The following is a 13,150-nucleotide window of genomic DNA, read 5'->3' as shown; positions in this document are numbered from 1 at the left end:
TCACAAATCTGCCCTGATGGAACCCCACAATGGATCTGACCCCACGCGAAAAAGACAAACTGCTGATCTTCACCGCCGGCCTCGTCGCCGAGCGGCGTTTGGCGCGCGGCGTGAAACTCAATTACCCGGAAGCCATGGCCTACATCTCCGCTGCGCTGCTCGAAGGCGCGCGTGACGGTCGGACCGTCGCCGAGTTGATGCACTTCGGCACTACCCTGCTCAGCCGCGAACAAGTGATGGAAGGCATCCCGGAAATGATCCCGGAGATTCAGGTCGAAGCGACGTTCCCCGACGGCACCAAACTGGTCACCGTCCACCAACCGATCGTCTGAGGCCGCGCCATGACTTACTCCATTCGCGACGCCGTTCACGCCGATCTGCCGGCGATCCGCGACATCTACAACGACGCCGTGCTCAACACCACGGCGATCTGGAATGAACAAGCCGTCGACCTCGGCAACCGCCAGGCGTGGTTCAGCGCCCGTCAGGCACAGGCCTATCCGGTTCTGGTGATCGTCGACGGCGACAACACTGTGCTCGGCTACGCTTCGTTCGGTGACTGGCGGCCGTTCGACGGTTTCCGCCACACCGTCGAGCACTCGGTGTATGTGCGCAGCGACCAACGCGGCAACGGCCTCGGCCCGCAACTGATGACTGTGCTGATCGAACGGGCGAAGACCTGCGACAAGCACGTGATGGTCGCCGCCATCGAAAGCGGCAACGCTGCTTCGATTCGTCTGCACGAGCGCGCCGGTTTCATCACCACCGGGCAGATGCCGCAAGTCGGCACCAAGTTCGGCCGCTGGCTCGACCTGACATTCATGCAACTGACCCTCAATCCTGGCGCGGAGCCGCCTGAAACCATCAAGGAGTGACACCGATGAACGCCGCCCAACTGCGCCGCGTCAATGCTGAAAGTTTTGCCCACTACCGTCAGGGCCTGATCGATTTGCTGCTCGACGCAGTGGGTTATGGCGCCAGCGTCGGTTTCATGGCCGACCTTGATGCGGTGCAGGCGCGCGCATATTTCGATGAGGTTCAGGACAACGTCAACAAGGGCAGCGTGCTGCTCTGGGTGGTGGTCAAAGACGAAGAAGTGCTGGCCAGTGTGCAGTTGGGTCTGTGTCAGAAGGCCAACGGTTTGAACCGCGCCGAGGTGCAGAAACTGCTGGTGCGCGAAGACGCGCGGCGTCGCGGCCTCGGTCAGCAATTGATGAGCGCGCTGGAACTCGAAGCGCCGAAGCACAAGCGCGGCATGCTCTACCTCGACACCGAAGCGGGCTCGCCCGCCGAAAATTTCTATCAGGCATTGGGTTACACCCGCGCGGGTGCCATCCCCGATTACGCCTGCGACCCGAACGGCACCTATCGGCCGACCGCCCTCTATTACAAGATTCTGCAAGGAGCCCAGTGATGATTCCTGGCGAGTACCAGATCCAGCCCGGCGACATCGAACTCAATGTCGATCGCCGCACTATCAGCCTGAAAGTCGCCAACAGCGGCGACCGGCCGATTCAGGTGGGGTCGCACTATCACTTTTTTGAAACCAACGACGCGCTGGCGTTTGACCGCGCAGCCAGCCGTGGCATGCGCCTGAACATTCCGGCGGGGACGGCGGTGCGTTTTGAGCCGGGGCAGAGTCGTGAAGTTGAGCTGGTGGATTACGCCGGGCATCGGCGGGTGTTTGGATTTGCCGGACGAATCATGGGGGATCTCTGACATCTGCGTGCACCGCTGCCCCTCACCCCAGCCCTCTCCCGAGGGAGAGGGAGCCGATCACCGATAGCCGACCCACCGCGAACAGTCCCCCCGCCGGAGCTGATCACCGATAGCCGACCCACCGCGAACAGTCCCCTCTCCCTCTGGGAGAGGGCTAGGGTGAGGGTCTATGGCTCACCACTATTTTCCTGAAGGACGCCGCATGAAGATTTCCCGTCAAGCCTACGCCGACATGTTCGGCCCCACCGTCGGCGACAAGGTGCGCCTGGCCGACACCGAGCTTTGGATCGAGGTCGAAAAAGACTTCACCACCTACGGCGAAGAAGTCAAATTCGGTGGCGGCAAAGTCATCCGCGACGGCCAGGGCCAGAGCCAATTGCTGGCCGCCGAAGTCGTCGACACGCTGATCACCAACGCGCTGATCATCGACCACTGGGGCATCGTCAAAGCCGACGTCGGCCTCAAGGACGGTCGCATCGCCGCGATCGGCAAGGCCGGTAACCCGGACGTGCAGCCCAACGTGACCATCGCCATCGGCGCCGGCACCGAAGTCATCGCCGGTGAAGGCATGATCCTCACCGCCGGTGGCATCGACACGCACATCCACTTCATCTGCCCACAGCAGATTGAAGAGGCGCTGATGAGCGGCGTCACCACCATGATCGGCGGCGGCACCGGCCCGGCCACTGGCACCAACGCCACAACGTGCACATCGGGCCCTTGGCACCTGGCGCGCATGCTTCAGGCCGCCGACGCCTTCCCGATGAACATCGGCCTCACCGGTAAAGGCAACGCCAGCCTGCCAGAACCGCTGATCGAGCAGGTCAAGGCCGGCGCCATCGGCCTCAAGCTGCACGAAGACTGGGGCACCACCCCGGCGAGCATCGATAACTGCCTGACTGTCGCCGACCAGTTCGACGTGCAGGTGGCGATCCACACCGACACCCTCAACGAATCCGGTTTCGTCGAAACCACCCTTGGCGCATTCAAGGGTCGCACCATCCACACCTACCACACCGAAGGTGCCGGTGGCGGTCACGCGCCGGACATCATCAAGGCTTGCGGCTTCCCTAACGTGCTGCCGAGTTCGACCAACCCCACCCGCCCGTTCACGCGCAACACCATCGACGAACACCTCGACATGTTGATGGTCTGCCACCACCTCGACCCAAGCATTGCCGAAGATGTCGCGTTCGCCGAAAGCCGCATCCGTCGCGAAACGATTGCCGCCGAAGACATCCTTCATGACCTCGGCGCGTTCTCGATGATCAGCTCCGACAGTCAAGCCATGGGCCGCGTCGGCGAAGTCATCACGCGCACCTGGCAGACCGCCGACAAAATGAAAAAACAGCGCGGCCCACTGCCGCAGGACGGCGCAGGCAACGATAACTTCCGCGCCAAACGCTACATCGCCAAGTACACGATCAACCCGGCGATCACCCACGGCATCAGCCACGAAGTCGGCTCGATTGAAGTCGGCAAATGGGCCGACCTGGTGCTTTGGCGTCCGGCGTTTTTCGGCGTGAAACCGACGCTGATTCTCAAGGGTGGTGCGATTGCCGCCAGTTTGATGGGCGACGCCAACGCTTCGATTCCGACGCCGCAACCGGTGCATTACCGCCCGATGTTTGCCAGTTACGGTGGCTCGCTGCATGCCACCAGCCTGACCTTCATCAGCCAGGCTGCACACGACGCCGGGTTGCCCGAAGCGCTGGGTTTGAAGAAAAAAATCGCCGTGGTCAAAGGTTGTCGCAATGTGCAGAAAACCGATCTGATCCACAACGATTACCTGCCGAACATCGACGTCGACCCGCAGACGTATCAGGTCAAGGCCGACGGCGTATTGCTATGGTGTGAACCGGCGGAAACGCTGCCGATGGCGCAGCGTTACTTTCTGTTTTAAGCCACAGCAGCAAAAAAAGCCTGGAGGCGTTATCGCGCCTCCAGGCCTGTTTACGGTTTCACCGTGAACGGCGGATAAACCGTCTGCAGCTTCGCCCGATCTATCGCTTTTTGCGTCAGGGTTTTCTCCAGCGTTTGCAACGCTTCAAATTGCGCCATATCGTCCTCATCCTTGAGCGACAGCAGCAGTTCATCGAACTCTTTGCGATAAGTACGCTTGAGGAAGCGTTGCCACAAGGGCTGTTCAAGAATCCGTGGCGCCAGCAGTTCACCTTCCTCCAAGGCGATCACTCGCTGATAAGCGTCCTCGATCATCTGCTCAGTGACCCCGGCGATTTTTCGGAACAACATTCCGCGTGATTGCCACGGTAAATCCAGTCGTTCCGCCAGATCGGTCATATAGGCCAGGTGAACCTCCACTTCATCGATAGTTCCGGTGACACCGTCTGCGTTCTCACGACGGAACGTCTCCCCGGCTTGCAAGCGATCTGCCACGCGCTGCCGGGCGATCTGCCCCAATTCGTCCAGTCGTGATTTGCCACGGGCCAGGGCTACCAGTTCACCTTCCACCAGATCGGTATTGATCAAGCCATACGCTTCGTGAATCAGCACCTCGACGCCCATGGCATTAAAGAACTGTGCGCCGGCATCCGCACAGGTCGTGGACGCAACCGCTTCGGCAAAAATCTTCTCGCGCAGCGCCGTGTTCTCGTACATAGCGAAAATCATTCGCCAGACCTTGGCGGTGAGGTCAATTCTGTAACCCGGATTAGCGGCTCGAAAATCCGCAGACGCGGTCAGTTTGCGCAATTCACTAAAGAATGGCTCGGAACCGAACTCATCTTCCACTTCATCCCAGAACGGTTGTCGCGCATTCCACTCGGCCTCACTGATGCCCTCGTCCCAAACCGAGCTGTCGATGGTGCCTCGTGGCGGATACGGACGATCCGGATCGAGGCCGACGGATTCGATGTATTGCTTGAGTTTCTCCAGGTTCTCAGCAGACAAATGGAAGGGGTCACGGCTTACATTGGTGCGCGCGATCAGTTCGGCGGACGCCGATCCTGGCGCAACGTCCGGAAGCTCGCTGAGCTGATTGAAGCGCAGGTCCAGATACAGATTGCGCGGACGTTGCCTGGCAAACAGACCGACCGGCCATGTATCGATCCCGGTACTGTCCAGCTTCAGTATCAGCAAGGCTGGCATCTGGCTGATGTCCGGCACTTGCCCGAGTGGATTACCGTCCAGTTTCAGCACTTGCAGCCGGTTCATCGCACGCAACCGTGCAGCGCTTTCAGCGGTCAACGAGATCTGATTATCCGAGAGCGTCAGCACACGCAGATACGGCATCTCGCTGATGACCTGCGGGAAATCGCTCAAGCGGTTTTTCCATAAGTCGAGTTCGCGCAACTGGCGAAAGCCACCCAGAAAATGTTGCTGGTCACTGAGTATCCGTCCGTTGTGCAGGCTCAAGGAGGTGACATGGTCAAAACTGCCGCTGAGCCGGGGCATATTTTGCAGATGACGATCCATCGGCAGGCCGTTGAGAACAAGTCTCTGCGCCCGCATTACCCCCGGTGCCGGCGGCCCCTCAGGACCGGTACGCTGCCAGCATTGACGGAGAATTTGATACACCCTGTTTCGCGACGTCCATTCCGCCACGCCTTCAATACTGAAACGGTAGGACAGACTCATGTCATTCAACCAGCGCTGAAAAACCAGGTTGAACGTGCTGAACTCGCGTTCCAGCGCCGCTACGCGCTCTTCCATCACATTTTCGCCAAAGCCTTTGAGCATCGTCTCCACCTCGGCCTCGGTGAACGCGGGATACAGCGAACCGACTCGACGTTTGAGGGCCGACCAGTTTTTGGGGCGCAACGGGTAGCCCTGCATGCCGCCACGCAGGCGCAACGTCTCCGGGTCGTAGGCAGGTTTACGGATCGGGTATTCCGACAGGACGTTCTCGAACACCTCATGACTCAGGGGTGAACGCTGGAGGGTCTGTTTGAGCAGGTCTCCCTGGAAAATTTCGAACCCCAAGGCCTGCCGCTGCTCATCGGGCAAGGCATGCAGCACTGCACTGTAAAGATCTTCAGCGCCGTGCAAATGCAGACCCTGCTGATCGCGAGCGCTGTAAAGCCCATTCTCGTCACCCACCAGCACTTTGCGGATCGGCGCGTCCGGCGCACCGACACTGGCCTCTAACAGCCCGGTGAAAGAGCCGTCGCGGATTTCGATACGTACCTGGGGCGACCAGCCCGGCAGTTTTTCCAGCGAGCTCAATGCCAGTCGGCGGCTATCGGCGTTGGCCAGTTGCTCAAGGTAAAGCCCCTCGAAGGCTCGATTCAGACGAACCTTGACGCCTGCCTCACGCAATTGCTGGCGCAGTTTGAGGACAACCTGCCCGCGCTCCTCGAACACCCGGACGCTCTGCGGATCCGCGTCCTTGAGCATTTGTTCGAGTACGCTGCACGGCAAATCCGGGTAGTCGCTTTGCAACCTGCGCACGCGAATATCGGCGGAAATGTCCGAGGTTCTGTACTGCGATTCGAACACCCGCGGAGCGCGCCTGACAGCACGCAACGCCAACGCTTCACGCAATGCTTGAATGCGCACGGTTTTGTCGGTGGAGATGGCATGGCCAAGCAACGCTTCAATGTCCGGCTCCTGCAGGAACGCCAGCACCCGGCTTTCGAACTGGCCAGTTTGAATGTCGACCTGCGTGACCGTCAGAGTGTCGGCTGGTGTGGCGCTGGAGTTGCCATAAGTGACTGACGCTCTCCCGGTCGGTAGCGGGTCTTTCAAGGTAATGGCTTTGGATTCCGGCCAGTGCGGCAGCTCAGTCATCAGCCCCGGTAGATAACCGCTCAGATGATCGCTGAGGCGACCCTCACGGATCTGCTCGCCAAAACGACTGACGGCGGCATAGAGATCGAAACGATTAAGGGTGTCGGTCAACAGCGGCGGCGGCAGTTCGTGTTCAACATGCAGACGACGCAGCACCCCCTCTTCGACGCCGCTGACACTGAGCACCTGCTGCAATGCAGGCTCGCTGAACGTCGCGGCCAACGGATTAAGGCGGCGCAAGAGCTGCGTCTTTTCCCACTCGATCGGTCGTTCGGCTTCGCTCTTCCAGGCGCCCGCCCGGTTGTGCTCGATCTGCGGTGTATAAGCGTCAACTCGAGTCGGGTGTTGCATGCGGAACTGGCCGTTGAGCGGATCCTCTTTCAGCACGTACTGCTTACCTTCAAGGTGCAGCACTTTTTTGCCCTGGTGCGTGTACAAACCGGATTCATCAGTCCATGCGCCGGCAGGCAGATCGATTGCGTGCTCATAGGGCCTGAGATCGGGATTCCACATTTTCGTGCGGCCATCCGCCAGGGTCACCTCTTTGAGCTTGTCGATAAAGGGTGAAGGGGTAATCGCTGTAGCGCCTTTGGGTAGAAGGTGTCCCACACTCATCAAAGCCAGTTGCGTAAAGTTGAGGATCACGCTGTTGATGTGCGCGCACGCCTCTTCCTTGTCACCGTGACTCCAGTCCTCGATGCCCTCGGCGAACTCCGCGAGCAATTGGGCGACCATCACACCCAGCATCACCTCGCCAACGCCAGGCACCAGCATCACGGCAAAATTGAAGACGTTCCAGCCAACATTCAAATAACTGATCAGGCGGTTCCAGCGGCTTTTGGCATTTTCATCGTCAGTGGGCACGGCAATCAATCGTGCATCGCTGAGCGCCTTGTCGCGCTTGCGCAGGTAAAGGTGTTCCCAGAGATCACCCTGGATCGGCACGGTGATTGGTTCTGCATGGGGATTTTCAATCGGTGTTTCCCGCCACCATGGGCCCATATCAAGGGGTTCGCGCTGATGCCAGGTGATTTCCTTGAGACGCTCGTCGACCCGTTTGAAGAATTTCGGCTTGTCCCTTTGTGCCACAAACCGACTGAAAAACGCTTGATAGTTTTTTTCCAGCAACTGTGTGGCCAAGGCTTTCATGAACGCGGTAAGCGATGGGTATTCTTTCAAAGGATGCAGCGGATCGTCGGGGATGTAGGCAATTAACGGCCCGTTCAAAATACTTTGATCGTAGAAGTCGTTCCGTCGGGACAGTTCTTCGGTTACGGCGCTCGGCCCATTAGCGAAGACGTCACTAAGCACCTTGTATTTTTCATACAGATTGTCGTTGAGACCTGGGATACGTCGCGACCAGTCAAACAGGAACTGAAGTTCTGGCGAGACAAGCCCCAGCAGAAACTTCTCGATCTCGTTTTTTTCTGCAACGGCACTGAACAACACGATACCGGAGAGTTCAAGACCCATTATTCGCAATCGATGGGCCTGTAATGGGCGACCGTGAAAGCTGATCGCTGTTCGCCCGCTGATCACATCACTGATAGCGGACTGAGCGTGAACCCCCAGATCAGTGTTCATCCCGGCGATAGCTGCCGCCACCTCGAGCGCGGACTTCTCCACCGCCATCGACTGCCTTTTCAGCGTCGCTTGTTTGGTCACATCGTCGGGGAGCAACAACGCCTTGAGGTGCTGCCGATATTGCGCACCGATGTCCAGCGAACGGCAGAGGCTCGCGATTTGACCGACGGTAATGTCGTGCTGCACCGGAGCGCCGGAAGCATCGGCAACGTATAGGCCGGAACCGTTGCGAAAGTAGCCGTGCTCAGTCTCCGTCAGTTCGAAGTTATGCAATGCCGCCGCCAGCAACGATGAATGCCGCGAGTGCGTGGCGCCCCGGTCGATGCCGAAGATGATTTTGTCCGGGACGTAAAGCCTGAGCATCGCCGTGTCGACGTCCAGATCAACTTTCAGTTGGCTTTTGAGGGCCTGCGTCAGCAAGGGTCGGGCGAAGTTTTCGATATTCTGTTCGAGGTGCTGCAGTGTGGTATCGACCTCGCCTTGAAGCTGCCAGTGCCTTTGAATGAGCGGCTGCAAACGCTGACGGCCGTGTGATGGCCACGACGGGAACTGTTGTGCAACGTGCAAATTCGCCTTGAGCGATTCAAGTCGATGGGCCGGGGCCTGCGTGATCGCCGCAGGTATAAGCGCGGTGACCGCAGCAGAGCGCGGGCCACTGTTTAGCGGCATTTTATTTGTATCAATATCCATATCGAGCATCTCGTCATCCAATAACTTGAGCTCAGATTACGGATGGCAGGAAAAAACAAAAAACCAAAATCCTGCTCAAGAACGCACTGAAAACCCCTTAATCCCGCAGTAATTGAAGAGCCGAAAATACATATGTACCGCACCCAAAAAAATACCCCGGGAGCCGGGCATCAGCGGGGGTGTAATTCTCGCCAGAGGGGCTAATATTCGAATCGCCGTCCATCGATTCATGCTCAGGTAACCGCTCATGCGTCTTTCCGAGTTCATCGTGTGCAACGTGGATCCCATCGTCGCGGAGTGGGAGCAGTTCGCCGCCACCATCACGCCCGCTGCCGGGTACATGGACGCCGAAGGCTTGCGTGACCACGCCAAAGCCATTTTGCTGGCCGCCGCTCGCGACATGAACAAACCGCAAAGTCCCGACGAACAGGCTGCCAAAGCCAAGGGCGACGGCCCGGAGAAAACCCCAAGCCTCGATCAGGCCGGCGCCAGCCATGGTGAATTGCGCCACACCGTCGGTTTTGATCTGGTGCAGATGACCTCGGAGTTCCGTCACTTGCGCGCCTGCGTGATCCGCCGCTGGGTCGACAGCCTCGAAGCACCGGACATGACCTACTTTCAGGACATGATTCGTTTCAATGAAGCCATCGATGAAGCATTGGCCGAATCGACGGCGGCCTACGCAGAACAGGTCAATCGTTCGCGGGACATCTTTCTGGCGATTCTCGGCCACGACCTGCGGGCGCCTCTGCAGGCGGTGAGCATGTCCACCGAATTACTGTTGCGCAAAGCCACGCTCGAAGGCGATGCGCTTGCCTGCGCCCACAACATCAAGCGCGGCGCCCGGCACATGGCGGCGATGGTCAGTGACTTGCTGGAGCTGGTGCGCAGCCGTCTCGGCAAGAGTCTGCCGATCGAACCGGCCCCGATGGATCTGGCCGAGGCGGCGCGGGCGGCGATTGCCGAGGCGTGTGCCGGCAACCCGAATTGCTCGCCGGTGTTGCACATTGACGGTGATACCCGAGGTGTGTGGGACGCGGGGCGCATTGATCAACTGCTGCAAAACCTGATCGGCAATGCGCTGCAGCATGGATCGAACACGCAACAGGTAACGCTGACCTTGCAGGATGAGGCGGACGCGGTGTGCCTGTCGGTGCATAACTTCGGCACGCCGATTCCGGAGGATGCCTTAGGGACAATTTTCGATCCGCTGGTGCGCAGCGCCGATGAAGAACTGGGGCAGCCTTCGACAAGTCTCGGATTGGGCCTGTTTATTGTCAGGGAAGTGGTTAATGCCCATGGCGGGACGATTGAAGTCAGCTCGAATGAGGCTGACGGCACGCGGTTTAGCGTAGTGTTACCGAGGCAGGTTTAATCAACGATACCGCGTTATCGTTCTTCGCGAGCAGGCTCGCTCCCACAGGGAAATGCATTCCAAATGTGGGAGCGAGCCTGCTCGCGAAGAGGCCCGATCAAGCACCTGAGAAATTACTCGACAACAAGCCGCCCCAACCGCTGCCGCAACATGCGGTTCTCGGCGCGCAATTCGCGAACCTCTTCCAGCAGATCCAGCGCCAGCGCGACGCCCTCCCACTCCAGCTCCAGGTCGCGCCGCAGCTTGGCGGCGCGTTTGGCCAGGGCCAGTTCGTAGTCGGTGAAGCGCCATTCCCGGGGCTGCGCGCCCTGAGGTTCGAGGATGCCGTGCTCGACGATTTCGATCACGTAGACGTCCGACAAATCGGCCGCCTCACAGAATTCTGCCAAGTCCAGTTGAACGATCAGGGGGCTGCTCATGATGGGCTACTCCGTCGTCGAATTTAGAAGTTCTCTCGCGGATTGAAGGCGGCTTTGTTCGCCAGTTCCTGCCATAGCGCCTTGACCTCATCGTCGGACGCTTTCGGCATCACCGCTTTGAGCTGCACAAACAGGAAACCGCGTTCACCAGCCTTGTTCTTCAGACCGTGTCCTTTGGCGCGCATGCGCTGGCCATTCTGACTGCCGGCGGGCACCTTGAGGTTGATCTTGCCAGTCAGGGTCGGTACGGCCACTTCGGTGCCCAGCGCCAGCTCCCACGGTGCCAGCGGCAGCGTGATGATCAGGTTGTCGCCTTCGACATCGAATTTCGGGTGCGGCGCAAAACGAATGGTCAGGTACAGATCGCCATTCGCCCCGCCACCAGCACCCGGTGCGCCCTGGCCTTTGAGGCGGATGCGCTCGCCGTCGGTCACACCTGCCGGAATCTTCACATTCAGGCTTTTCGTGGTGTTGCTGACGTGCTGGCCGTTGGCGTTGTATTGCGGCACCTGGAAGGTGACTTTCTTCGACTCGTTCGACAGCGTCTCCTCGAGGAAGATCGGCAGTTCCATTTCCACGTCTTGCCCTCGGCGCCCTGCACTGCGTTGTTGCCGACCTTCACCGCCACCGAAACCGGGGCCGCGATTGCCGAAGATCGAACTGAAAAAGTCCGAGAAGTCGCCGGTGTCCTGACCGCCGCCACCAAAGCCGCCACGGCTCTGCCAGCCCGGTGGCCCCTGGAACGGCTGACCGTGCTGGCCATAACGGCGCAGCTCGTCGTACTCGGCACGTTTGTCGGCGCTTTTCAGCGCTTCATAGGCTTCCGACGCGTCCTTGAATTTCTCTTCGGCGTCTTTTTCCTTGCTGACATCGGGGTGGTATTTGCGCGCCAGCTTGCGATAGGCCGCCTTGATTGCCTTGTCGTCTGCTGTCGGCTCCACGCCGAGGATCTTGTAATAGTCTTTGAAGTCCATTGAAGGAATCACCATCCGTTATCGATTTCGCGCCGTTGCCAAGCATGCGCCGATTCGCGCGTGCCAGGTTGACCGATCTCAAAGTTGTGACCGGGTGGCGCAGCAGAAGTTTATCGGCAGTAGACGGCGGTTCTTGTGACCGCCGGTGGTTCTGCCGGCCCATGCCAGCAAGTTTGGGGCGAAGCTTGAGGTTTCAAGGCAGTTTAGTCGCGAAATAGCAGATGACCGGCCTTCGATTCTGGCGCGCACTGACATACACTGCGCGGCCGTTTTTTTGACCGGAACCGAAAGACATGAAAGACGCCTCTCCAGCCCGTGCCTGCGGCATCGACTTCGGCACGTCCAACTCCACCGTCGGCTGGCTGCGCCCCGGCATGGAAACGATGATCGCGCTGGAAGACGACAAGATCACCCTGCCGTCGGTGGTCTTCTTCAACATCGAGGAACGCCGCCCGGTTTACGGTCGTCTGGCGCTGCACGAGTACCTGGAAGGCTATGAAGGCCGACTGATGCGCTCGTTGAAAAGCCTGCTCGGTTCCAAGCTGATCAAGCACGACACCAGCGTTCTCGGCACGGCGATGCCGTTCAAGGACTTGCTCGGCCTGTTTATCGGTCAGTTGAAGAGCCGCGCCGAAACTGCCGCTGGTCGGGAATTCGAGCAAGTGGTGCTGGGTCGTCCGGTGTTCTTCGTCGATGACGATCCGCTGGCTGACCAGGAAGCTGAAGACACTTTGGTCGACGTAGCCAAAAAGATCGGTTTCAAGGAAGTGTCGTTCCAGTACGAACCAATCGCTGCGGCCTTCGACTACGAGTCGACCATCGAAAAAGAAGAGCTGGTGCTGATCGTCGACATCGGCGGTGGTACCTCTGACTTCTCGCTGGTGCGCCTGTCGCCCGAGCGTCGCGGTTTCGATAACCGTCACGACGACATCCTCGCCACTGGTGGCGTGCACATCGGCGGTACCGACTTCGACAAACAGCTGAGCTTGCAAGGCCTGATGCCGCTGTTCGGCTACGGCAGCCGGATGAAGAGCGGCGCCTACATGCCAACCAGCCACCACATGAACCTGGCGACCTGGCACACCATCAACTCGGTGTATTCGCAGAAATCCAGCCTGGCGCTGGGCAGCATGCGATACGACATCGAAGACACCGGCGGTATCGATCGCCTGTTCAAGTTGATCGAACAACGCGCCGGCCACTGGTTGGCGATGGAAGTCGAAGAAACCAAGATCCAGCTGACCCACACCGACAGTCGCCATGTGCCGCTGGATCGAATCGAGGCCGGGTTGAGCGTGGAACTGAGCCGCGCGCTGTTTGAATCGGCGATCGATGCGCTGCTGGAGCGGGTACGCGGCAGTGTTACGCAGCTGTTGAACGATGCCGGAGTGGCGGTCGATCAGGTCGATACGGTGTTCTTCACTGGTGGTTCGAGCGGTATTCCGGCGCTGCGCAACAGCGTCTCGGCGATGCTGCCGAATGCACGGCATGTTGAAGGGAATATCTTTGGCAGCATTGGTAGTGGTTTGGCGATTGAAGCGATGAAACGCTATGGCGCCATGAACTGATGATCGTTCCCACGCTCCGCGTGGGAACGCCGCCATGGACGCTCTGCGTCCGCTGTTGAGGCTGTGACGCGG

At 59.2% G+C, this 13,150-nt stretch carries 10 protein-coding genes; 7 read left to right on the top strand and 3 right to left on the bottom strand.

Features of this window, described 5'->3' with window-relative positions; all coding sequences use genetic code 11:
- Window positions 1-29: 29 nt before the first annotated feature.
- From ureA to ureC, 5 genes are all read left to right on the top strand, one after another.
- Window positions 30-332: an urease subunit gamma gene (gene ureA / locus KFS80_RS12200; RefSeq protein ID WP_008085431.1), complete on the top strand. Its 303-nt coding sequence runs from the start codon at window positions 30-32 to the stop codon at window positions 330-332.
- Window positions 333-341: 9 nt separating this feature from the next.
- A complete protein-coding gene (locus KFS80_RS12195) occupies window positions 342-875 on the top strand; it encodes a GNAT family N-acetyltransferase (protein WP_212544929.1) in 534 nt (177 codons plus the stop codon).
- Window positions 876-880: 5 nt separating this feature from the next.
- Window positions 881-1,414: a GNAT family N-acetyltransferase gene (locus KFS80_RS12190; protein WP_053116839.1), complete on the top strand. Its 534-nt coding sequence runs from the start codon at window positions 881-883 to the stop codon at window positions 1,412-1,414.
- The gene (locus KFS80_RS12185) at window positions 1,414-1,719 is read left to right on the top strand and encodes an urease subunit beta (RefSeq protein WP_212544928.1); all 306 of its coding nucleotides are present in this window, start codon (window positions 1,414-1,416) and stop codon (window positions 1,717-1,719) included. The genes KFS80_RS12190 and KFS80_RS12185 overlap by 1 nt, the downstream gene beginning before the upstream one ends.
- Window positions 1,720-1,921: 202 nt before the next feature.
- On the top strand, window positions 1,922-3,622 hold the full coding sequence (gene ureC / locus KFS80_RS12180; protein WP_212544927.1) for an urease subunit alpha: 1,701 nt from the start codon (window positions 1,922-1,924) through the stop codon (window positions 3,620-3,622).
- Window positions 3,623-3,672: 50 nt separating this feature from the next.
- On the opposite strand, the gene KFS80_RS12175 is transcribed toward ureC, so the two are convergent.
- Window positions 3,673-8,721, bottom strand: coding sequence for an NEL-type E3 ubiquitin ligase domain-containing protein (locus KFS80_RS12175; RefSeq protein WP_246541809.1), 5,049 nt, complete (start codon window positions 8,719-8,721; stop codon window positions 3,673-3,675).
- A gap of 268 nt (window positions 8,722-8,989) precedes the next feature.
- Between KFS80_RS12175 and KFS80_RS12170 the strand changes: the two genes are divergently transcribed.
- Window positions 8,990-10,117: a sensor histidine kinase gene (locus tag KFS80_RS12170; RefSeq protein ID WP_212544925.1), complete on the top strand. Its 1,128-nt coding sequence runs from the start codon at window positions 8,990-8,992 to the stop codon at window positions 10,115-10,117.
- Between the two features lie 113 nt (window positions 10,118-10,230).
- Here KFS80_RS12170 and KFS80_RS12165 read toward each other — a convergent pair whose 3' ends face one another.
- Together KFS80_RS12165 and KFS80_RS12160 are read right to left on the bottom strand one after the other, a co-directional pair.
- Window positions 10,231-10,536 carry a chaperone modulator CbpM gene (locus KFS80_RS12165; protein ID WP_016984795.1) on the bottom strand — a complete coding sequence of 102 codons (306 nt, stop codon included), beginning with the start codon at window positions 10,534-10,536 and terminating at the stop codon, window positions 10,231-10,233.
- Between the two features lie 23 nt (window positions 10,537-10,559).
- Window positions 10,560-11,510: a DnaJ C-terminal domain-containing protein gene (locus KFS80_RS12160; protein WP_053116833.1), complete on the bottom strand. Its 951-nt coding sequence runs from the start codon at window positions 11,508-11,510 to the stop codon at window positions 10,560-10,562.
- Between the two features lie 293 nt (window positions 11,511-11,803).
- On the opposite strand from KFS80_RS12160, the gene KFS80_RS12155 reads away from it, so the two are divergent.
- Window positions 11,804-13,078 carry an Hsp70 family protein gene (locus KFS80_RS12155; protein ID WP_159815233.1) on the top strand — a complete coding sequence of 425 codons (1,275 nt, stop codon included), beginning with the start codon at window positions 11,804-11,806 and terminating at the stop codon, window positions 13,076-13,078.
- Window positions 13,079-13,150 lie beyond the last annotated feature (72 nt).

The organism is Pseudomonas rustica (genome assembly GCF_018336155.1).
Taxonomy (GTDB): Bacteria; Pseudomonadota; Gammaproteobacteria; order Pseudomonadales; family Pseudomonadaceae; genus Aquipseudomonas; species Aquipseudomonas rustica.
Note: the sequence above shows the minus strand (reverse complement) of the source record. Positions and strands in the feature narration are given on the sequence as shown.

Bases quoted from the DNA above. Each gene is read 5' to 3' on its own strand.
- ureA (WP_008085431.1), top strand. From the start codon at position 30: ATGGATCTGACCCCACGCGAAAAAGACAAACTGCTGATCTTCACCGCC.
- KFS80_RS12195 (WP_212544929.1), top strand. From the start codon at position 342: ATGACTTACTCCATTCGCGACGCCGTTCACGCCGATCTGCCGGCGATC.
- KFS80_RS12190 (WP_053116839.1), top strand. From the start codon at position 881: ATGAACGCCGCCCAACTGCGCCGCGTCAATGCTGAAAGTTTTGCCCAC.
- KFS80_RS12185 (WP_212544928.1), top strand. From the start codon at position 1,414: ATGATTCCTGGCGAGTACCAGATCCAGCCCGGCGACATCGAACTCAAT.
- ureC (WP_212544927.1), top strand. From the start codon at position 1,922: ATGAAGATTTCCCGTCAAGCCTACGCCGACATGTTCGGCCCCACCGTC.
- KFS80_RS12175 (WP_246541809.1), bottom strand. From the start codon at position 8,721: ATGCCGCTAAACAGTGGCCCGCGCTCTGCTGCGGTCACCGCGCTTATA.
- KFS80_RS12170 (WP_212544925.1), top strand. From the start codon at position 8,990: ATGCGTCTTTCCGAGTTCATCGTGTGCAACGTGGATCCCATCGTCGCG.
- KFS80_RS12165 (WP_016984795.1), bottom strand. From the start codon at position 10,536: ATGAGCAGCCCCCTGATCGTTCAACTGGACTTGGCAGAATTCTGTGAG.
- KFS80_RS12160 (WP_053116833.1), bottom strand. From the start codon at position 11,510: ATGGACTTCAAAGACTATTACAAGATCCTCGGCGTGGAGCCGACAGCA.
- KFS80_RS12155 (WP_159815233.1), top strand. From the start codon at position 11,804: ATGAAAGACGCCTCTCCAGCCCGTGCCTGCGGCATCGACTTCGGCACG.